Origin of the sequence: Bradyrhizobium sp. CCBAU 51753 (assembly GCF_015291565.1) — a bacterium.
In the GTDB taxonomy this organism is placed as follows: Bacteria; Pseudomonadota; Alphaproteobacteria; order Rhizobiales; family Xanthobacteraceae; genus Bradyrhizobium; species Bradyrhizobium ivorense.
This window is the reverse complement of sequence record NZ_CP030037.1, coordinates 9,077,004-9,097,872: the sequence shown is the minus strand read 5'-3', so window position 1 is coordinate 9,097,872 and position 20,869 is coordinate 9,077,004. Positions and strand designations below refer to the sequence as shown.

The window sequence follows — 20,869 nt, the reverse complement described above, 5'->3', positions numbered from 1 at the left end:
GAGCGGCCCGCGAGATGGTGGCTTTCAGTCGGCGCGATGTGGTGCTGCGCACGGCGGCGATGGTCGCCGCGGGCGCGATGGCCGATCCGTGGCCGGCGGCCGCAGCGACGCCGCTCCGCGCGTCGACGTCCGGCCGGGACATCGATGCGGCCCTGCGCGCCGTGGTCGATAGCGGCAAGGTGCCCGGCATCGTCGCCATGGCGGCGAGCGCGCAAGGACCGATCTATCAGGGCGCGTTCGGCGCCCGCGCCCAGGGCGCGTCGGCGAGGATGACCGTCGACACCGTGTTTCGCATCGCCTCGATGGCCAAGCTCGTGACCTCGGTCGCGGCGCTGCAACTGGTCGAGCAGGGCAGGCTGAAGCTGGACGAGCCCGCCGCCAATGTCGATCCGGCGCTGGCGGCGCTCCCCGTGCTCACCGGGTTCGACGCCAAGGGCGTGCCGCAGCTGCGGCCGCCGCGCCAACCGATCACCTTGCGCAACCTGCTGTCGCATACGTCGGGCCTCAGCTATCCGCTGTGGGATGCCGACGCCAAACGTTATGGGCGGGCGGCGCGGTCCGATCCGGCGCTGCCGCGCGGCGTGCTGATGTTCGATCCTGAGCGGCGCTGGGCCTATGGCGGCAGCCTCGACCGCGTCGGCCGGCTGATCGAGATCGCAAGCGGGCTGACGCTCGACCGCTATTTCGCCGATCACATCTTGCGTCCGCTCGGCATGAACGACACCGGCTTTGCGATCAGCGAGCCGCAGCGTGCCCGCGAGGCGCATCTCCACGTCCGCCAGAGCGACGGCACGCTCAAGCCCGAGCCGCTGGAGCGACACACCGGACCACGAACGTTCTCGGGCGGCGGCGGGCTGTACTCGACCGCGCCGGATTATCTCGTCCTGCTGCAGGCATTGCTCAACGGGGGCAGTCTTGCCGGCACCGCGATCCTGCGGCCGCGCACGGTGGCGCTGATGGCGGCCAACCAGATCGGCGATCTCGCCGCCGGCGTCATGAAGACGACCAATCCGGCGCTGTCGAACGACGTCGATTTCTTCCCCGGCAACCGGCTGCGCTGGGGCATCGGCCACATGATCAACCTCGATCCGGTCGAGGGCGGCCGCAAGGGCGGCAGCCTGACCTGGGCCGGCCTCTTCAACACCTATTACTGGATCGACCCGGCCTCGGGCATCGCCGGCGTGATCATGATGCAGATCCTGCCGTTTGCCGATGCGCCTGCGCTCGACGCCTGCCGGGCGTTCGAGCGCGCGCTCTATCGGGCGCACACCGCGACGTAGCAATCGCTTGCGGCTTTACTCGGTGCGCGAGCCCGGCGGCACCTTGGCGCCGGCGAGCAGGCCGGCCAGTTCCACCTGCCGCCGCAGTCCGGTCTTCGCCAGCACCGCCTTGAGCTGGTTGCGCACGGTTTCGCGGGACGTGCCGAACGCCAGGGCGATCGCCTCGATGGTGCGGCCTTCGCCGATGCCGCGCGCGACGCGCGCCTCCGCCGGTGTCAGATCGAACAGGCCCTGCAGCACTTCCGCGGTCGGCACCTCCGCCGGCACCACCGGCGTCACCATCACGATCGCCACCGCGCGATCGAACAGATCCTGCGCCGCGCCGTGGATCGGGACCAGATGCACGATCAGCGGCGGCCGATCGTCCTGCGCCGCGATCGGGATCGAGCGCACCTCCATGCTGATCAGCCCGCCGTTGAGCGCCGCGAGGGCCTGCGCAAACAATGCGTCGGCTGCAACTGATGCGAGTGTCAGTCGCTCGCCGCGGTCCTGCATCACGTCGGGCACCAGGCGGTCGAACAGCGTGTTGGTCGTCATCAGCCGGCCGCCACGCCGCAGCACCGCGGCGGGCAGCCCGATCATCGCCAGCGATTCGGTCGCGGCCTTGGCGCGCTCCATGCCGAGCCGCGCCGACAACAGCGCGGCGCGCGCCAAATGCGGGCGCAGCGCATCGAGTTGCGCGATCGCTTCCTGCTCGATCGGTCCGCGATCGTATTCACGCTCGACGCTGTAGATCAGCACGTCGCCGCTCGGCACCGGGATCGCGGTGCCGGCGCCCCATCCGAGCCCGCGCGGCCGGAAGAATTCGCGGATCTGCTGATCCTGTTGGATCTCCTCGGGCGTATCGAACACGTCGATCTCGCGCAGGAAGCCGGCATGATTGGCGGCGAGCAGCCGCGGCAGCCGGCCGTTGCGCTCGTGCCAGCGGCCTTCGACATAGGCCACCATGTCGTCGTGGATATCGGGGGATGCGACCCAGCGCACGTCATGCGGGTCCGCGGTCAGCAGCACAATACCGCGTGCGCTTGCGATGTTGCCGACCTGATGCAGCACCTTCGGCCACAGCTCGGGCACCACCGCGGCCTCATAGGCCAGTTCGATCAGATGCGCGTGCAGGTCATTCTTCATCGGCCGTTCCTGAAGCCTCGTTGCCCAACACATAAACCCGCCGATGACGGAAATATTTCGTAGAGCAATTCGCGATAGCGCGGGAGTCCGGGCGATTCCGGGGCTTCAAGCATTCACGCACGGGCGCGGCGGCAGGATATTGCCGGTGATCTTCACATCGGCTGACTGCGATGCGCGGCTGCGTTACCGAGACACCGCGTCGGCGGTCCGTTCGCTCCGCATCGCGTTCGGCGGCGAGCCGTGCAGTCTGTGCCAGGCGCGGCGGAATTGCCGGGCCGATGCGAAGCCGGCCCGCTCGGCGACCGTCTCGATCTGCAGCCTGGAGCCCGCGATCAGCTCGCGCGCCAGCGCGATGCGGAGGCGGTTCACATAATCGGTGATGCTCATCCCGGTGTGCGCCTTGAAGTGCCGCGACAGATTGCGCGGGCTTGCGGCGGCGACGCGCGCGAGCTCGTCGACCGACCAGTCATGGGCCGGGTCGGCGGCAACGGCGTCCTGCGCGCGGTGGACCATCGGGTGAATATGATTGCGTCCGTCGAGCCAGGGCGAGAGTTGCGGGTCGGCGCCGGTGCGGCGGAGGTAGACCACCAGATAGCGCGCCGCTGCGAGCGCGGTGGCGTGACCGGCCATCTTGGCGACGATATGCAGCATCAGGTCGATGCCGGCGGCAATGCCGGCGCTGGAGAGCCGTTCGCCATCCTCGACATACAGCCTGTTCTCCCGGACGCGAGCGGCCGGCGCCATGCGCGCGAGCTCGGCGACCTTGTCGTAGTGGGTGGTGCACTCATAGCCGTCGAGCAGGCCGGCGCGGGCGGCGAGCAGCGCGCCCGAGCAGATCGAGACCAGGCTGACGCCGGGCCGGATCACATGCTTCAGCCAGCGGACGATGCTGGCTTCGAGCAAGGCATCCTGTTTGCGGCTGCTGGCTGTGGTGCCCGGCGGCGCATCCGAGCTTCCGGCAAGCACCACCAGCGTCCCGTCGGGGACGCGGTCGGGCAGTGGTGCGATATTGGCCACGGCGAGCCCGATCGAGCTTTGCGTCGAGTCCTGCGGGCCGACGAAACGGACGGCAAAGCGCACGGCGCTCTGCTCGCGATTGGCCATGCGCAGCACTTCCATTGGCCCGGCAGCGTCGAGCAGCAGCACGCGCGGCGGTACGACGAGGAGCACCGGGATTTCCGCCGGCTGTCCCCGGCTGGAATTCATGCGGCGATCTCCTCCTTCGGATCGGCCAGCACCTCGGCAACCGTTGCAATGCGCGCGAACCGTCCGGACAGCACGAGCTCGGTGCGGCTGCGAATCTCGGCGGCGCTCCAGAGGCGGCCGGCCGCATCGGTCATCGGAAAGGTCAGCGTCGCCTCGCCGACGAAGCTCACCGCGTAGCCGAGATCCGAGGCATGCCGTGCCGTGGTCTCGCAACACTGCTCGGTGCGGATCCCCGATATGATGAGATGACGGATGTCATTGGCAGCCAGCCAGACGTCGAGGCCGGTGCCGACCAGCGCGCTGTGCCGGCGCTTGCGAAACACCGCATCCGGTTCGATCCGTAGCGGCGCCAGCGTGGTGACGAAGCCGGAGGCTTCGGCGAACGCGCCGCTGTCGGCGACATGGAAGATCTGCACGACCGGCGTGCCATTCGCCCTGGCGCCGTCGATCAGCGCCTGCTGGCGGTCGACATAGGCGGCAAGGCCCTCCTCGGTGAAGAACGGCCGGTGACGAAAGGATTCCTGCGCATCGATGACGATCAGGGCGGTGGCGGACATGTCGTGCGTTCCGGCTCGGCTGCGATGAATGGCAGCCTACACCAGTTTGTCGGGATCAAAATACTGTCGCGGGACCAAGATGGGACAATTCGCGCCAATCTCGATTGGAGATTCCGCGGCGCGCAGTATGTGGCTGACCGGAAGCGATTGGATGATTTGAAATTGCCCTGACGCATTTCGAAACATCTTCAGGGCGCAGCGCCGCCAGCGACCGTCGCTTCTTTGCAACGCTGCCTGCGATCACGCGACGATGGACATCCTTTAATTTGCGTCCCGGCATCTGAAGGCGCCAGCTAGCGCCGACCTCGGATCATTCAGCCTTGATCACGTCGGGGGAGGGTCGATGATCAGCCGCAGGGCGCTGTCCGGACTGTTGATGACGCTGGTCGGACCCGCGTCGATCGCCGGCGACAACGCGCTGCGGCTCGGCCGTTGCCAGGGATCGTGCGCGAATGTCGATCTGCCGACGCTCGGTTACGACGCGTTCTGCCGCTCGTTCTTCGACATCGCGGCAAGCGGAAAGCTCAAGGCCGTCGCCACCGGCGCGGTGGTCCGGCACGAGATGCGATCGCTGTTCCGGCACGACCGGCTCTATCGGCCGTCCGCCGGCGAGATGCGCCGGGTCTGGCGCGCCGCCGCAGACGGGTTCTCGGTCACGAAGCTCGAGTTCGATCTCGAATGCGGCCTGCCGGTGCGCGGTTGTCTCGGCATGCCCGACGGCGAGGTCAAGGGATTGATCCTGCTTGGCCACGGCATGGCCGCGACGCCGGAGCGCTGCTTCGCCGACTCCGATCCGGATTACATGAATGCGATCGGCAAGCAGCTTTGCCGGGACGGCTATGCCGTCTGGTGTCCCTACATCGTCCAGATCGGAAACCAGGAAAGCCAGAACAACATCGCCGCGATGCTGGCATGCCATGGCATCTCCGCGCACAACCTGTCGTGTGCATCGCTCGATGCCGGCGAGATCGTCTGCCGGCGGCTGACCGGCGTGTCCGGCCTGAATGTCGGCGTGTATGGCGTGTCCTGGGGCGCGTTTCTCGCGCTGCATCTCGAGGCCGCCACGGGGCGCATGCGGCCGACCGTCGTGTCCGGCTACATGCGCGACGAGACGAAATTTCTGATGTCGCCCGTCATCAGCGGCAATCTCGGCATCGAGCTCGCGTCATACATCCATTTCGACAACGGCCGCGCCAGATACGCCGGCAAAAATCTGGCGCGCCTGATCTGCCCATGTCCGCTGTTCGTCGAGATCGGCAGCCGCGACGCCGCCAACGCGATCGAACATGGCCGTGACACGAAGTTCGCGGAGATGCGCGCGGTCTACCTCACAGCCGGTCATCCCGATCTGATCGACATGACCGTGTTCGAGGGCGTGCACGAGGCCAGCGGCACGCGCGCGCGGCCATGGCTGCAGCAGCGGCTGGCGTCGCCGGCCTATCAGATCACGTCGCGCTTGAAGAACGCCATTGCCTTGTAGCGGTCGCGGCCGCGGCCGTCGTCACGCTACCGCGCTCTCATCACATTGACGCGATGGCTCCGCATGTCCGCTGCCGAGAGCGCGGATGTGGAGCGCTGCTGCCGGGTTGCAGGATTGTCGGATCAGGCGCGTTATGATCTGCTGCCTGCAGCTTGTCCATCCTCCCCGTTGCTAAGGGAACTCGACGTCAGATCTGCTTGGTAGAAATCCGCCGGTAGCCGGAAGAGGGTTGGACAACATGAATGGTGCGGCAAGCGTGCGCGGTCGATTGGCAAGCCTTCGCCTATCAAGTCGTCTCGTATCGGGTGTTCTCGCATCGGCAGGATTGGCGCTCGCGGGAATTTCGGCAGCCCATGCCCAGGCCGGTCCAGCCGGGCCGCCCGCTGTCGGCGTGATCGAGGCGATCAAGCGGCCGGTGATCCAGTCCAATGAGTTTCTCGGACGCATCGAGGCCACCAACCGCGTCAACGTCGTCGCGCGCGTCACCGCCTTCCTGGAAAAGCGGAACTTTGTCGAGGGCGCCGAGGTCAAGGCCGGCGATCTGCTCTATCAGCTGGAGCGCGGGCCGTTCGAGGCCGACCTCGCATCGAAGAAGGCGCAGGTCGCGCAGTTGCAGGCGACATTGGCCAACGCGGTGCTGACGACGAACCGCGCCAAGGCCCTGCTCGGCGGGCCGGCCGGCCAGCAATCGAGCGTCGACGCGGCGGTCGCCAACCAGCAGAGCCTCGAGGCCCAGGTGCAGGCCGCGCAGGCGCAGGTCGACCTGTCGCAGATCAATCTCGACTACACGATGATTCACTCGCCGATCGACGGCCGGATCGGGCGCACCGCGGTCACCGACGGCAACGTGGTGACGCCGAGCTCGGGAACGCTGACCACCATCGTCAGCCAGGACCCGATGTATGTCACCTTCCCGGTGCCGGTGCGCGAGTCGCTCGACCTTCGCGAACGCTACGCGACCACCGGCGGCTTCAAGGCGGTCGTGATCCGGGTCCGCCTGCCGGACGGCCGGCTCTACGACAAGGTCGGTGCGCTGGATTTCGTCAACAACACCATCGCGCAGAACACCGACACCATCACCCTGCGCGGCACCATTCCCAACCCGCCGCTGTACAATTCCGCGGAAACCGGCGGCCCGGTCCGCGAGCTCACCGACAACGAGTTCGTCACCGTGCTGCTGGAAGGCGTCAAGCCCGTCGAGGTGCTGGCGATCCCGCGTTCCGCGGTGCTGTCGGATCAGCAGGGCGAATATGTCTATGTCGTCGGCGCCGACAACAAGGCCGAGCAGAAGCGGATCGAGCTTGGGCAGTCGACCTCGACGATCGCGGCGGTGACGAACGGCATTGCGCTCGGCGACAAGGTGATCGTCGAAGGAATTCAGAAGGTGCGGCCGGGTGAGGTGGTCGCGCCGGGGCCGGCCAGCGCGCTGATCCAGTCCAGCATGAAGGCCTCGGCGGAAAGCGGCGCGGGCAGCAGCACAAAAGCGTCGGGCGGCAACCCATGATCTCAGCGGTCTTCGTCGATCGTCCGCGGCTCGCGATCGTGATTGCGTTCGTGATCACGATCGCGGGCGCGCTGGCGCTGCTGCAGATCCCGGTCGCCCAGTTCCCCGACATCGTGCCGCCGCAGGTCACGGTGACGGCGGTGTTTCCCGGCGCCTCCGCCGAAGTGGTAGAATCCAGCGTCGCCCAGCCGCTGGAGGCGCAGGTCGTCGGCGTCGACAAGATGCTCTACATGAAGTCGACCAGCGGCAATGACGGCAGCTACACGCTGACGGTCTCGTTCGCGCTCGGCACCGACCCCGACATCAACACCGTCAACGTCAACAACCGGGTGCAGAGCGCGCTGGCGCAATTGCCGACTGAGGTGCAGGCGCAGGGCCTCGTCGTGCAGAAGAAGTCCTCGGCCGTGCTGCAGTTCATCGTGCTGTACTCGAAGAACGGCGAGCAGGATCCGCTGTTCATCACCAACTACGCCATCATCAACGTGCTCGACGCGATCTCGCGCACGCCCGGCGTCGGCCAGGCCTCACTGTTCGCCAAGCTGAACTACTCGATGCGGATCTGGTTCGACACCCAGCGGCTCACCAGCCTCAACCTCGCGCCGTCGGACGTGATCGCGGCGATCCGCGCCCAGAGCGTGCAGGCGCCGGTCGGCCGCATCGGCGCGCGCCCGATCAGCAACGACCAGCAGTTCCAGTTCAACGTGCAGACCCAGGGGCGGCTGACCACCTCGGCGCAGTTCGGCAACATCGTGCTGCGCGCCAATCCGGACGGATCGGTGCTGCGGATCAAGGACGTCGCCCGGGTCGAGATCGGCGCCCAGAACATGGATTCGGAATCGCGGATCGACGGCAATCCCGGCGTGCCGATCGGCATCTATCTCGCCCCTGGCGCCAATGCCGTGACCACGGCCAAGGCGGTGCAGGCGACGCTGACCCGGCTGTCGGAGCGGTTTCCGCAGGGCCTGACCTATCTCGTGCAGTACGATTCCACGAGCTTCGTCACCGACACCATCAAGGAGGTGATCAAGACGCTCGGCGAGGCCTTCGTGCTGGTCGTGATCGTGGTGTTCCTGTTCCTCGGCAATCTGCGCGCCACTGTGATTCCGGCGGTCGCGGTGCCGGTCAGCCTGATCGGCACCTTCGCGGTGCTGCTGGCGCTCGGCTATTCCGCCAACACCGTGTCGCTGCTGGCGATGGTGCTCGCGATCGGCATCGTGGTCGACGACGCCATCGTCGTGGTCGAGAATGTCGAGCGCGTCATGGAGGAGGAGCCGGAACTGTCGCCGGCCGACGCCACCAAGAAGGCGATGGCGCAGATCACCGCGCCGATCATCGCGATCTCGCTGGTGCTGCTCTCGGTGTTCGTGCCGATCGCGTTCATCCCCGGAATCTCGGGCACGCTGTTCCGCCAGTTCGCGGTGACGATCAGCGCGGCGATGGTGATCTCGGCCTTGAACGCGCTGACATTGTCGCCGGCGCTCTGCGCAGTGTTCCTGCGCCACGGCGGGCCGCGCCGCGGCATCATGGGGCGAATACTCGGCGGTATCGACTGGGTCCGCGACCGCTACGCCGGATTGGTGCGGCGGCTGTTGCGCGCGGCCGTGTTGTCGCTGGTCGCGGTTCTGGTGTTCGCCGGCGCGGTGTTCGGCGTGTCCAAAATCACGCCCACGGGATTCCTTCCCGAGGAGGACCAGGGCGCGTTCTTCATCTCCGTGCAATTGCCCGACGGCGCGTCGGTGGCCCGTACCAGCGAGGCGACCAAGCAGGTCGAGGCGATCCTGAAGAAGAATCCGGCGGTCGACCACGTGCTGTCGATCATCGGCTTCTCGCTGCTCGACGGCGCCAGCGAGCCCAACTCGGCGTTTATGGTGGCACGCATGAAGCCGTTCGAGGACCGCAAGGCGGCCAACGATTCGGTGCAGGCCGCGATCCGGCAGACCTTTGGCGCCGGCACGCAGATCCGCCAGGCCTCCGTGCTGCCGTTCAACCTGCCGCCGATCATCGGGCTGTCGACCTCCGGCGGCTTCGAATATCAGCTCGAGGCGCTGGAAGGGCAGGATCCCGCCGCGCTCGGCAGCGTGACCGGCGGCCTGATCGGCGCGGCCAACCGCGACCCGCGGCTGACCCGCGTGTTCTCGACCTTCACCGCGACCAACCCGTCGATCTATCTCGACATCGACCGCGCCAAGGCGCAGGCGCTCGGGCTGAACATGAGCGACGTCTTCACCGCGCTGCAGGCCACGCTCGGCGGCATCTACGTCAACAACTTCAATCTGTTCGGCCGAACCTGGCAGGTCAACGTGCAGGGCGAGGCGGTCGATCGGGGCGACATCCCCGACATCTGGCAGATCTATGTGCGCAACTCCGGCGGTGAGATGGTGCCGATCCGTTCGATCGCGTCCTTGCGGATCGTCACCGGGCCGCAGGTGATCACCCGGTACAACAACTACCGTTCGGTCACCGTGAACGGCGGGCCGGCGGCCGGCATCTCGTCCGGCACCGCGATCGCGGCGATGGCCGACATCTCCAAGACGACGCTGCCCGCGGGCTATTCCTATGAGTGGACCGGCACCGCCTATCAGGAGCAGGCCGCTTCCGGCCAGACCGGCATCATCCTCGCGCTCGCGGTGCTGTTCGCCTTCCTGTTCCTGGTCGCGCTGTACGAAAGCTGGACGATTCCGATTCCGGTGCTGCTGTCGGTGACCGTCGGCGTGCTCGGCTCCTATCTCGCCATCAAGCTCGCCGGGCTGAATCTCGATCTCTACGGCCAGATCGGCCTCGTGGTGCTGATCGCGCTCGCGGCCAAGAACGGCATCTTGATCGTCGAGTTCGCCAAGGAGCAGCGCGAGGCCGGCCGTCCGATCGTCGACGCCGCGATCACCGGATCGCAGATGCGCTTCCGCGCCGTGATGATGACCTCGATCGCCTTCATCCTCGGCCTCGTGCCGCTGGTGGTCGCGACCGGCGCCGCCGAGATCAGCCGCCGCGCCGTCGGCACCGCGGTGTTCGGCGGCATGCTCGCGGCAAGCTCGATCGGCATCTTCCTGGTGCCGATGCTCTACGTCACCTTCCAGCGCATGCGCGAGGGCGTAAAGCGCCGCGTCGGCAAGCGGCCGGACGCCTCGGTGCATCCGCAGGCGGAGTGACGGCGCGTCACCGATCGAGCCGGATCGTCGTCGCGCGCCCCGCAAGGCTGCCGAGCACGGCCATCAGCAACGTCACCGCGATGCAGGCGACGAGCGCGATGCCCCAGCCGCCGGTTGCGTCATGGGCAAGTCCGGCCAGCGGCGGGCCGGCGGCCGCCAGCGAATAGCCGACGCATTGCGCCATGCCCGACAGCGCTGCGGCCTGATGGCTGTGCGAGGTCCGCAGGCTGACAAAGGTCAGCCCGAGAATGAATGCCGCGCCCGCACCGAAGCCGAACAGCGCGGCCCACAGCATCGCCAGCGCGGGAAGCTGCCAGAGCCCCAGCAACGAAACGCCGGTCGCAAGCGACACCGCGACCGCGATGGCGCGTTGATCCTTCATGCGCCGCACCGCCGGACCGAGGATCAGGCCGGGGACCGCGGTCGCCAATTGCGACAGGCCGTGCAACGAGCCCGCCACTGCCGCCGGATAGCCGGCCTCCACCAGAACCGCCGGCAACCATCCGACCACGATGTAGAACACCAGCGAGGTCAGGCCGAGGAAGCCGGTGACTTGCCAGGCGAGGGCCGAGCACCAGATCGGCCCGCCTTGCGGCGGCGCAGCGATCTCAGCCGCGGGCATCGCATCCGACCGAAGCTGCGGCAGCCAGGCCAGCAGCGCGACCGCCGGAAGGATCAAGGTGCTGGCGAGCGCCAGATACCAGTTCGATCCGGGCAGGCCGGCGAGCGGGATTGCCGTGGTCGACGCCAGCGCCGAGACCAGCCCGGCCGTGATCGCGTAGGCGCCGGTGATGCCGGTGATCCGGCTCGGAAAGTCCCGCTTCAGCAGGCTCGGCAGCAAGACATTGCCGACCGCAATGCCGGCGCCGAGCGTGGCGGTCCCCGCGAACAGCGCCCAGACCGGACCGGTCGAGCGCAACGCAATCCCGGCGGCGATCACCAGCAGCGCGCCGAACAGCGCTCGCTCGATGCCGAATTTGCGCGCCAGCATGGCTGCAAACGGCGAGATCGCGGCAAACGCCAGCAAGGGAAGGGTGGTCAGAACTCCCGCCTCGGCCGCGCTGATCCCGCTGCTGTCGCGGATCACGCCGAGCAGCGGCGCCACGCCGGTGATCGGCGCCCGCAGCGTCGCGGCGATCAGCATGATGCCGATCAACAGGGGCCCGTGCCCGCTCAGTGTCCGCGCCGACGCGATCATCGTCATCCCATGCTCCTGATCTGATTGGTGGCGCGCGGGAAGCTACTCGACTTGGCCGGGCGAAGAATTTAGATATCTATTCAGGCGATCGCTAAATTCATTCACATAATTCAGTCAGATGACAGGTTTCTCGCTTCGCTACCCCTGGCCGAACCTCGATCCTGACGACGTCGCGGCTGCGGCGATCGCGGTGCGGCTCGAGGTCACCGAGCACAAGGTCGAGGTCGCCGAACACCAGCACCGCAAGGGCCAGCTGGTGTTCGCCCTCGGCGGCGGAGTGATGTGCCGGGTTCCGACCGGGCTGTGGATGGTGCCGCCGCACTGCGGCGTGTGGATCCCCGGCGGCATGCGCCACACCAATATCGCGACCGCCAATGCCCGCATCCTGTTCGTCTTCATCGAGCCCGGCGCGGCCGCGCTGCCGGACAAGTGCTGCACGCTGTCGATCTCACCGCTGCTGCGCGAGCTCATGATCGAGCTGTCGGACCGGGGGCACGATGACGCAGTGCGGGAGACGCTGCTGACGCAGATGCTGCTGAGCGAGTTGCCGCGCATGCCGGTGCAGCAGCTGCATCTGCCGATTTCGGAGGAGCCGCGCCTGCGGCGGATCGCGACGGCGCTCGCCGAGGATCCGTCCGACCGCAGCACCCAGGCGGAGTGGGCCGCGCGCGTTGCGCTCAGCGAGAGCAGCCTCGCCCGCCTCGTGCTGCGGGAGACCGGCCTGACATTTGGTCGCTGGCGGCAGCAGCTCTATCTGATCGTCGCGCTGAGCGAGCTTTCGGGCGGCGCGAGCGTGCAGCAGGTGTCGGCCGATCTCGGCTATGAATCCGTCACCGCCTTCATCACCATGTTCAGGAAGGCGCTCGGCAAGCCGCCGGCGAAGTATCTCAGCGATATTGCCCGGGACCGCGGTGCCGCATTCGTGGTGTGATGCACAATATGCCCGCAGCCTCGCCATCATGCTGACGCCGCTGGCTGCCATCGCTGTGCTGGTGGCTTCCGCGCCGCTTCTGACCTAAGCTGCTCGTTCGCCCTGAGGCGGCGGCCGATACCGAGGGATGAGAGATTGAGCGTTGCGTTCACCAAGGAAGAAAGTGCCGAGACCGCGTCGGAAACGCTGCTGCCCGACCGGCCGGTTTCGCCGCATCCCAATCTGGTGACGGAGGCCGGGCTGAAAGCCCTGGAGCTGCAGCTTGAAGAGGCGCGCGCGGCCTATGAGGCCGCGCAGCAGCTCGAGGACGTCAATGAACGGCGGCGCCAGTCGGCGGTTCCCTTGCGCGACACCCGCTACTTGGTGGAACGGCTGCGCACGGCCCAAATCATGCCCGCTCCCGCCTCGACCGACACCGTCGCGTTCGGCTCGACGGTGACGTTCAGCCGCCCCGACGGGCGCGTGCAGACCTATCGCATTGTCGGCGAGGATGAGGCCGATCCGAAGGCCGGCTCGATTTCCCATGTCTCGCCGGTCGCGCGGTCGCTGCTCGGCAAGGCCGCCGGCGACGTCGTCGGCTCGGGCAATCAGGAACTCGAGATCGTCGCGATCGCCTGAGCGCCTGCACCTGCGGTGACATCGTTCTGATCCGCATCCGGGGACGCGGTCGCTCGCGCGCGCCGAGCCCAACTGCGCGACATATTTTCCCGATCAGCCTCGCCGCCCCTTTATGTTTCAGTAAGCACGTTGGCAGTACGGTCGATCAGTGTGTTGCGTGGGAGTAAACAGGTGATCGACTTTGACGAGTTGCGGGATCTCGCCGCCGATGTTCGCATCTTCATCGAGGCCTCCGACGACAAGGCAAGCGCGCTGCGCGCGGTGGTCACGGCCTACGACGTCGTGGTCGGCATCTTCCCGTCGCAGAGCGGCCCGGATCTCATGGTGATCAAGGGCCACGAGGTGCTCGATCACATCGCCCAATCGCAGTCCGCCGCCGACTACAGCCACACCGCCATCGCCTTCCAGACCCGCGACCAGGCGATTGCGCTGCAGCAGGCGCTGGCGGCCTGATTCATCGAGGCTTTGATCACGACCGGCGCACCGCCGCCCGGACGATTGGGCGCGGCGCGCGCCGCGCCGGCCGATTCGTACATAATTGAAATTGCTTGCGATTCTTCCTGCGCAATGATCCGGCGGCCCGCCGGCGCCGACCTCGGCCTCACCCCGCTCTAGGGAATTTCAGCACGCCTCACGACACTGCGCTCCGTTCGTTCCGGGATCGTAGTATTGTGATGGGTCGAAGCATTGAGACCGAAGACTTCGCGCAGCATCGCGGCGTGCGAAGAGAAGCACTTACGGAATCAGGCGGATGATCGCGGCTGCGGTCGGACAAGCGGCAAGGGGAGGACACGATGGCGTGGCGCGATGACAAGGCTCGAGCAGCTCTGATCCGCGATGCCGCGGGCACCGTGCAGCCGGGCAAGAGCCCGCGGGCCTTTGCCGAGCCGTTGTTCGGCTACACCAACATCGAGGACCTCGCCAAATACGATGCCGTCTCGCTTGCACTGCTGGCGGAGCAAGCCTGGGAGCACGTGCAGCGGCGCACTGCAGGCAGCGCCGATATCCGCATCGTCAATCCGACATTGCCGGACGGGCGCGAGATCTCGGTGCTCGAGATCCTCAACGACAACATGCCCTTCCTGTTCGACTCCACCATGGCGGAGCTCGGCGAGCAGGGCATCGAAGTCACCCTCGTCGCGCACCCGATCATTGCCGTGGAGCGCGATGACCAGGGCAAGCTGCTGCGCTTCTACGGCGAAACACTGCCGGACGGCGCAAGGGGCACGCGCGAGAGCCTGATTCATTTCCACATCACGCGCCTCGATGCCGATGCCGATCGCCAGAAGCTGATCGACGGCCTCGCCAGAACGCTGGCCAACGTCCGCGCCTGCGTCGCCGACTGGCGCGCCATGCGCGACCGTGTCGAGGAAGCGATCAAGAATTTCTCTGCCAATCCGCCGCCGCTGCCGATCGACGAGGTCGCCGAGGCCAATCAATTCCTGCAATGGCTCTGCGCGGACAATTTCACCTTCCTCGGCGTGCGCGAATATCGCTTCTCGCCCGACAGCGATGCGGCCGACGACATCACGACCGGCGAAGGCCTCGGCATCCTGCGCGATCCCGATGTGAAGGTGCTGCGCCGCGGCAATGAAATGGTGGTGATGTCGCCGGAAATCCGCGAGTTCATGCGCGAGCCGACGCTTCTGATCGTCATCAAGGCCAACGTCTCCAGCCGCGTCCATCGCCGCATCCGGATGGATTATGTCGGCATCAAGCTCTACACGCCCGACGGTCGGCTCGAGGGCGAGCTGCGCGTCGTCGGCCTGTTTACCTCGGGCGCCTACACCCGCTCGGTGCGGCAGATCCCCTATGTCCGCCACAAGGTTGCGCGGGCGCTGCAGCGCGCCGGCTTCGATCCGGCCGGCCATTCCGGCAAGGCGCTGATGCACATTCTGGAAGAGTATCCGCGCGACGAACTGTTCCAGATCGACGTCGACACGCTCTACAATTTCGTCATCGAGATCCTGATTCTTTACGAGCGCCCGCGCGTCCGCGCACTGGCGCGGGTCGACAAGTTCGATCGCTTCGTCTCCATCCTCACCTTCATTCCGCGCGACAAATACGACACCGACGTGCGCACCCGCGTCGGGGCCTTCCTGTCGCAGGTCTATAAGGGGAGGCTGTCCGCCTCCTACGTATCGTTTCCGGAAGGCGCGCTGGCGCGCGTCCACTACATCATCGGACGTTACGAGGGCAAAACCCCGGCCGTCGAACGCGCCACGCTCGAGGCCGGGATCAGCGCCATTGCCGCGACCTGGGCCGACAAGCTGAAGGCTGCGCTCGCCGCGTCGACCGACGGCATGCGGGCGCGCATGCTCGCCAGCCGATATGCCCAGGCCTTTACCGGCGGCTACACCGAAGTGTTCGGCGCCGAGCAGGCGGTCTCCGACATCGCCACCATCGAGAAGCTCTCGGCAAAGCATCCGGTCGCGATCACGGTCTACCGCAGCGCAGACCAGGACGACCCGAGCCGCTTCGGGCTGAAGGTGCTCTCGCATGGCGCGCCGCTCTCGCTGTCCTACCGCGTGCCCGTGATCGAGAATCACGGCCTGCGTGTCGTCAACGAGCGCACCTATGAGATCCTGCCGCGCGCCGTGCCGGCACCTGCGCCGGTCTGGCTCCACGACATGACGATCGAGGCCAGCGACGGCCTGCCGATCACGATCACCCCGGAATTCAGCCATCGCCTGGAAGCCTCGATCATGGCGGTGGTCCGCGATCTCGCCGAATCCGATGGCTATAACGGCCTGATCCTGCGCACGGCGCTGGGCTGGCGCGAAGTCTCGACCATCCGGGCGCTGTCCCGCTACCTGCACCAGATTCGCGCGCCGTTCACCCAGGACTACATGTGGGAGACGTTGCGCAAGAACCCGGCGATCACGGCCAGCCTCGTCGCCCTGTTCCAGACCCGCCTCGATCCGCGCCTCGCCTCCACGGATGCCGAGCGCGCGGCACGCGAGACGTCGCTGCTTGCCGAGGTCGAGGAGCAGCTCAAATCGGTCGCCTCGCTCGATGAAGACCGCATCCTGCGCCGCTTCACCAATCTGGTGCAGGCCACCATCCGCACCAATCTGTGGCAGCTCGGCGAGGACGGCCATCCGCGTCCGGTGATCTCCTTCAAGTTCGACGCACACCGGATCGACGACCTGCCGGCGCCGCGGCCGCTCTATGAGATCTTCGTCTATTCGCCGCGTGTCGAAGGCATACATCTGCGCTTCGGCAAGGTTGCGCGCGGTGGCCTGCGCTGGTCGGACCGGCCGCAGGATTTCCGCACCGAGATCCTCGGCCTGGTAAAAGCGCAGCAGGTCAAGAACGCCGTGATCGTGCCGGTCGGCGCCAAGGGCGGCTTCGTGCCCAAACGCCTGCCGCCGCCGTCCAATCGCGACGCCTGGCTTGCGGAAGGCACCGAAGCCTATCGCATCTTCGTTCGCTCGCTGCTCGAGCTCACCGACAATCTCGACGGCGACACCATCGTGCCGCCCGATTCGACCGTGCGGCATGACGGTGACGATCCTTACCTCGTCGTCGCCGCCGACAAGGGCACCGCCACCTTCTCCGACGTCGCCAATGCGATCTCGATCGAGAAGAACCATTGGCTCGGCGATGCCTTCGCCTCCGGCGGCAGCCAGGGCTACGACCACAAGAAGATGGGGATCACGGCTCGCGGCGCCTGGGAGGCGGTCAAACGCCATTTCCGCGAGCTCGGCACCGACATTCAGACCACCCCGTTCACCGCGGTCGGCGTCGGCGACATGTCCGGCGACGTGTTCGGCAACGGCATGCTGCTGTCGCCGGCGACCAAGCTGGTTGCGGCATTCGATCACCGCGACATCTTCATCGATCCTTCGCCGGATCCCTCGGTCAGTTTCGCCGAACGCAAGCGCCTGTTCGACCTGCCGCGGTCGAGCTGGCAGGACTACGACAAGTCGCTGATCTCGCCGGGCGGCGGTGTGTTCTCGCGCCTGCTCAAGGCGATTCCGCTCGCACCCGAGGTGCGCGTCCTGCTCGATCTCGACAAGCCGCAGGCGACGCCGTTCGAGGTGATGACGGCGATCCTCAAGGCGCGCGCCGATCTGTTGTGGTTCGGCGGCATCGGCACCTATATCCGCGCCTCCACCGAAGGTGACGATCAGGCCGGCGACCGCGCCAACGACCCGATCCGCATCACCGGCGGCGACGTGCGCGCCCGGGTGATCGGCGAAGGCGCCAATCTCGGCGTCACCCAGCGCGGCCGCATCGAAGCGGCGCAGAAGGGCGTCAAGCTCAACACCGACGCGATCGACAATTCCGCCGGCGTCAACACCTCCGACGTCGAGGTCAACATCAAGATCGCGCTGGCACGCCTCGAGCGCGAGGGACGCCTCGGCGCCGCCGACCGCAACAGCCTGCTTGCCGCCATGACCGACGAGGTCGGCACGCTGGTGCTGCGCAACAACTATCTGCAGACGCTGGCGCTGTCGCTGGCCGAACGCAAGGGCGTGGCCGAGACCGGCTTCCTCGCCCGCCTGATGCAATCGCTCGAGCAGCGCGGCCTGCTCAGCCGCGCGGTGGAGTTCCTGCCCGACGATGCAGCGCTCACCGAGCGCACACGGCGCGGCCAGTCGCTGTCGCGGCCCGAGCTTGCAGTGCTGCTCGCCTACGCCAAGCTGACGCTGTACGACGACCTGCTCGTCACCAGCGTGCCTGACGATCCCTATCTTGCCCGCGAACTGTCGCAGTATTTTCCGCGCGAGGTGGAGGACAAATTCCCGACCGCGGTCGAATTCCATCGCCTGCGGCGCGAGATCATCGCGACCAGCCTTGCCAATGCGGTGATCAACCGCGGCGGCCCGGCCTGCGTGGTGCGTCTGATCGACGAGACCGATGCTGATATCCCGACCATCGTCATGGCCTATGTGGCGGTTGACGAATGCTACGGGCTGAAATGGCTCAATGACGCGATCGACGCGCTCGATGCCTGCATCGACGGGCAGGTGCAGCTGGCGCTCTACGCGTCGGTGCAGGACCTCTTGCTGTCGCGCATGGTCTGGTACGTGCGCAATGCCGATTTCAAGGACGGGCTGGAGGCCGTCGTCGCGCGCTTCGGCCCGGCGATCCGCCAGATCGTCGCCGGGCTCGACAGCGCCCTGCCGCCGGACTTGCAGGCCGCGCGCGGCAAGCGGCGCCAGGAACTCACCGACGCCGGTGTCCCGGCCGGCCTCGCCGGCGAACTCGCCGACCTCGACGCCCTGGTCTCGGCGCCCGACATCGTGACGGTTGCCGAGCGCACCGGCCGCCCGATCGGCGATGCGGCTGCGACCTTCTTCGCCGCAGAGGCCAATTTCCGGCTCGATCGCATCATCGCCGCCGCGCGCAGCGTGCCGGCCAACGACTATTTCGAACGGATGGCGATCGATCGCGCCGTCGAGCAGATCGCCGGCGCCGAGCGTCGGCTGGCCGCGGATATGCTGGCGACCGGCCAGGCCGGCCAGGCGGCCGTCGAGACATGGCTCGCGGCGCACCCCGAAGCGACGCGGATCCGCCGCTCGGTCGAGGAGATTGCCGGCAGCGGCCTGACCCTCGCCAAGCTGACGGTGGCGGCGAACCTGCTGGGGGATTTGGTCAAGGCCTGAGGGCGAATGAGCCGGCAAACGGAGGAATCCAATGATCCACGCCAGCTGCCATACCGCTGACAATGTCCGCTGCATCGAGTTCGATGCCACACCGTGGTTCAGCGAGGCCGATGCTCTGAGCATTGTCGACTTGGCCCAACGAGGATGGACCAGCACGGCGATTGCCGATTCCCTCGAGCACCGACAAGGATACGAACGCTTGCACGATCTCGTCGAGTATGCGGCAAAGCGACTGCAGTTGGAGTCCCTGGAGGACCCGACCTGGGAAACCTTCGAATGCGTCGTCGATGGACCCGAGGCCGTCGCCTGGCTCGAGAAGAACCGGCCCAATATCGTGGCGAAGATCTCGTAGGCCACGGGAAGCGCTGCGATACCTTGAAAGCGGAGAAACGGCGATGTCGTTTCGTCTCGCGGTTGCTTTGATATCGATGGCGGCGCTGCTGGTTGTTCCGACGGGCGCCGTCGCGCAGGACATGCTGCGCGGTGTCGACCTCAACAGTCCCGACATGACGGCGTCGGAGATGACGCGGGCCGAGGTCGACGCGCTGCTCAAGGCGCCACCGCAAGGCGACCAACGCACGGCAGATCTGGCGGGAAAGCGGCTGTCGCAGCTCGATCTCTCGGGCCTCGACTTCTCCGGCGGCAATCTTCATCTCGTCAAGCTCAACCGGAGCAATCTGCGCGGCGCGCGCTTCGATCGCGCCATCCTGAACCAGGCTTGGATGATCGACGCGGATTTGACCGGGGCGTCCCTCGTCAAGGCATCGCTGTTCGGCACCCAGATGCAACGCGCCAAGCTGGGCGGCGCCGATTTGAGCGGCGCCCGCATCACCGCCGATCTGTCCGGTGCCAGCCTGACCGGGGCAAGGCTCGCCGGCGCCGATTTGAGCGCCGACATGCGCAACCAGTCGATGGGGCTGATGCGCGGCGTACTTAAATCCGCCGATCTCCGCAATGCGGATCTGGCCGGCGCAAATCTGGCGCGCGCCGATCTCGAATTCGCGCAGCTGCAGAACGCCAATCTGGCGAATTGCAACCTCAGCCGGGCTGACCTTGCCGGCGCCGACCTGTCCGGCGCCAACCTGGCCGGCGCCGACTTCACCGGGGCCGACCTTGCGTCGGCCCTGCTGCCGGGCGCCGCTGCGCTGGCCGAGGCCCGCAATCTCGACAAGGCCCGGAACCTGGAGCTGGCGCGGCGCCCGAACTAGAGCATGATCCGGAAAAGGGCGCCGCGGTTTTCCGAAAAGATCATGCTCAAACAAGGAGCTAAAGCGCGCTTTCGTTCCGTTTCCAGCGGAACGGAAATAGCCCGAGGGATCGAATTGCAGTGTCCTTCGGCAGGACGTATGCTCTGCCTTGAGAACCACGCAGCCGCTCATCGTGCGGCGGGCACCGACCACGGTGGATGGTTGCATGTCGCACCAAAGGTGACGCCATGACCATTTCTCCTACACTGCATAACTATCTCGCTGCCGAAAACATCGAATACGACGAAATCCCGCACGTGCTGACGATGTCGTCAGCGCTGACCGCGCAGGCGTGTCACGTGTCGGGTGATCGCCTGGCCAAGGCCGTCGTGTTGCGCCGAAACGACGGCTACCTGCTCGCGGTGCTGCCGGCATCGCACCACCTCAGGCTGGCGGATCTAAAGGCCAGCTTCGGCGACGATATCGCGATGGCCGCTGAAGGCGAGATCGATCGGCTGTTCGCGGACTGCGCGCATGGCGCGGTTCCCGCCGCCGGGATCTGCTACGGGCTCGACGTGATCGTCGATGACAGCATCCGGATGCAGCCCGAGATCTATATCGAGGCCGGCGATCACGAGACGTTGCTTCATCTCGGCCGTGCGCAATTCGCGCGCCTGACCACCGGTTCCCGGCACGGCCGCTTCAGCGCGCACGACTGAGGCGGCATCATAGGGACGATCTGTCGCAGCGCCCTGACAAGGGCGCAGCGCACATGCAGTCGCGCCGGCTCTGTCGTATGGGATGAAGTCAGCCTTTTTCGAAAGCACGAAATAGCGCGCCAGTTCGGGGCACCATCCATGCAGAATGCCGATGGCAATTGCAATTCCGCGTTAGCTCCAAAAAGTGCCGTTTCAAGCCGCCGCGCTGGATGGGATTGCGCTACAATGCGGTTCCTCGCGCACGAGGATATGCTTTGTTGTCCACAGTGTGGATTGCGCCACACCGCAAGGGCGTGAATC

At 66.7% G+C, this 20,869-nt stretch carries 15 protein-coding genes; 11 read left to right on the top strand and 4 right to left on the bottom strand.

Going from position 1 to position 20,869, the window contains the following annotated elements:
• Positions 1-14 precede the first annotated feature (14 nt).
• The gene (locus XH93_RS41695) at positions 15-1,280 is read left to right on the top strand and encodes a serine hydrolase (RefSeq protein WP_246799451.1); all 1,266 of its coding nucleotides are present in this window, start codon (positions 15-17) and stop codon (positions 1,278-1,280) included.
• 15 nt (positions 1,281-1,295) lie between these two features.
• Here XH93_RS41695 and XH93_RS41690 read toward each other — a convergent pair whose 3' ends face one another.
• The 3 genes from XH93_RS41690 to XH93_RS41680 form a co-directional block, all read right to left on the bottom strand.
• Positions 1,296-2,408 carry a helix-turn-helix transcriptional regulator gene (locus XH93_RS41690; RefSeq protein ID WP_194471899.1) on the bottom strand — a complete coding sequence of 371 codons (1,113 nt, stop codon included), beginning with the start codon at positions 2,406-2,408 and terminating at the stop codon, positions 1,296-1,298.
• A gap of 183 nt (positions 2,409-2,591) precedes the next feature.
• On the bottom strand, positions 2,592-3,614 hold the full coding sequence (locus tag XH93_RS41685) for a GlxA family transcriptional regulator (protein ID WP_194471898.1): 1,023 nt from the start codon (positions 3,612-3,614) through the stop codon (positions 2,592-2,594).
• Entirely contained in the window at positions 3,611-4,171 is a 561-nt protein-coding gene (locus XH93_RS41680; protein WP_194471897.1) for an isochorismatase family protein, read from the bottom strand. The genes XH93_RS41685 and XH93_RS41680 overlap by 4 nt, the downstream gene beginning before the upstream one ends.
• Positions 4,172-4,514: 343 nt before the next feature.
• Here XH93_RS41680 and XH93_RS41675 point away from each other — a divergent pair, with 343 nt between their 5' ends.
• The 3 genes from XH93_RS41675 to XH93_RS41665 all read left to right on the top strand — a co-directional run bounded on the left by XH93_RS41675 (position 4,515) and on the right by XH93_RS41665 (position 10,301).
• Positions 4,515-5,651: a hypothetical protein gene (locus tag XH93_RS41675; RefSeq protein WP_194471896.1), complete on the top strand. Its 1,137-nt coding sequence runs from the start codon at positions 4,515-4,517 to the stop codon at positions 5,649-5,651.
• Between the two features lie 325 nt (positions 5,652-5,976).
• Positions 5,977-7,155, top strand: coding sequence for an efflux RND transporter periplasmic adaptor subunit (locus tag XH93_RS41670; RefSeq protein WP_246799450.1), 1,179 nt, complete (start codon positions 5,977-5,979; stop codon positions 7,153-7,155).
• The gene (locus tag XH93_RS41665) at positions 7,152-10,301 is read left to right on the top strand and encodes an efflux RND transporter permease subunit (protein ID WP_194471894.1); all 3,150 of its coding nucleotides are present in this window, start codon (positions 7,152-7,154) and stop codon (positions 10,299-10,301) included. Before XH93_RS41670 ends, XH93_RS41665 begins: the two co-directional genes overlap by 4 nt.
• A gap of 7 nt (positions 10,302-10,308) precedes the next feature.
• Here XH93_RS41665 and XH93_RS41660 read toward each other — a convergent pair whose 3' ends face one another.
• Entirely contained in the window at positions 10,309-11,505 is a 1,197-nt protein-coding gene (locus XH93_RS41660) for an MFS transporter (RefSeq protein WP_194471893.1), read from the bottom strand.
• 112 nt (positions 11,506-11,617) lie between these two features.
• On the opposite strand from XH93_RS41660, the gene XH93_RS41655 reads away from it, so the two are divergent.
• From XH93_RS41655 to XH93_RS41625, 7 genes are all read left to right on the top strand, one after another.
• Positions 11,618-12,430 carry a helix-turn-helix domain-containing protein gene (locus XH93_RS41655; RefSeq protein ID WP_194471892.1) on the top strand — a complete coding sequence of 271 codons (813 nt, stop codon included), beginning with the start codon at positions 11,618-11,620 and terminating at the stop codon, positions 12,428-12,430.
• Between the two features lie 135 nt (positions 12,431-12,565).
• Positions 12,566-13,048, top strand: coding sequence for a transcription elongation factor GreA (gene greA, locus XH93_RS41650; protein WP_139865003.1), 483 nt, complete (start codon positions 12,566-12,568; stop codon positions 13,046-13,048).
• Positions 13,049-13,219: 171 nt separating this feature from the next.
• Positions 13,220-13,501 (top strand): hypothetical protein, encoded by a 282-nt coding sequence (locus XH93_RS41645; protein ID WP_139865002.1) that lies wholly within the window; start codon positions 13,220-13,222, stop codon positions 13,499-13,501.
• A gap of 341 nt (positions 13,502-13,842) precedes the next feature.
• The gene (locus XH93_RS41640) at positions 13,843-18,663 is read left to right on the top strand and encodes an NAD-glutamate dehydrogenase (protein ID WP_194471891.1); all 4,821 of its coding nucleotides are present in this window, start codon (positions 13,843-13,845) and stop codon (positions 18,661-18,663) included.
• Between the two features lie 31 nt (positions 18,664-18,694).
• On the top strand, positions 18,695-19,015 hold the full coding sequence (locus XH93_RS41635) for a hypothetical protein (RefSeq protein ID WP_194471890.1): 321 nt from the start codon (positions 18,695-18,697) through the stop codon (positions 19,013-19,015).
• Between the two features lie 43 nt (positions 19,016-19,058).
• Positions 19,059-19,871 carry a pentapeptide repeat-containing protein gene (locus XH93_RS41630; RefSeq protein ID WP_194471889.1) on the top strand — a complete coding sequence of 271 codons (813 nt, stop codon included), beginning with the start codon at positions 19,059-19,061 and terminating at the stop codon, positions 19,869-19,871.
• A 227-nt stretch (positions 19,872-20,098) separates the two neighbouring features.
• Entirely contained in the window at positions 20,099-20,569 is a 471-nt protein-coding gene (locus XH93_RS41625) for an aminoacyl-tRNA deacylase (protein WP_172627225.1), read from the top strand.
• The last annotated feature ends 300 nt before the right edge of the window (positions 20,570-20,869 follow it).

Bases quoted from the DNA above. Each gene is read 5' to 3' on its own strand.
- XH93_RS41660 (WP_194471893.1), bottom strand. From the start codon at position 11,505: ATGACGATGATCGCGTCGGCGCGGACACTGAGCGGGCACGGGCCCCTG.
- XH93_RS41695 (WP_246799451.1), top strand. From the start codon at position 15: ATGGTGGCTTTCAGTCGGCGCGATGTGGTGCTGCGCACGGCGGCGATG.
- XH93_RS41655 (WP_194471892.1), top strand. From the start codon at position 11,618: ATGACAGGTTTCTCGCTTCGCTACCCCTGGCCGAACCTCGATCCTGAC.
- XH93_RS41635 (WP_194471890.1), top strand. From the start codon at position 18,695: ATGATCCACGCCAGCTGCCATACCGCTGACAATGTCCGCTGCATCGAG.
- XH93_RS41680 (WP_194471897.1), bottom strand. From the start codon at position 4,171: ATGTCCGCCACCGCCCTGATCGTCATCGATGCGCAGGAATCCTTTCGT.
- XH93_RS41630 (WP_194471889.1), top strand. From the start codon at position 19,059: ATGTCGTTTCGTCTCGCGGTTGCTTTGATATCGATGGCGGCGCTGCTG.
- XH93_RS41640 (WP_194471891.1), top strand. From the start codon at position 13,843: ATGGCGTGGCGCGATGACAAGGCTCGAGCAGCTCTGATCCGCGATGCC.
- XH93_RS41625 (WP_172627225.1), top strand. From the start codon at position 20,099: ATGACCATTTCTCCTACACTGCATAACTATCTCGCTGCCGAAAACATC.
- XH93_RS41685 (WP_194471898.1), bottom strand. From the start codon at position 3,614: ATGAATTCCAGCCGGGGACAGCCGGCGGAAATCCCGGTGCTCCTCGTC.
- XH93_RS41690 (WP_194471899.1), bottom strand. From the start codon at position 2,408: ATGAAGAATGACCTGCACGCGCATCTGATCGAACTGGCCTATGAGGCC.
- XH93_RS41665 (WP_194471894.1), top strand. From the start codon at position 7,152: ATGATCTCAGCGGTCTTCGTCGATCGTCCGCGGCTCGCGATCGTGATT.
- XH93_RS41675 (WP_194471896.1), top strand. From the start codon at position 4,515: ATGATCAGCCGCAGGGCGCTGTCCGGACTGTTGATGACGCTGGTCGGA.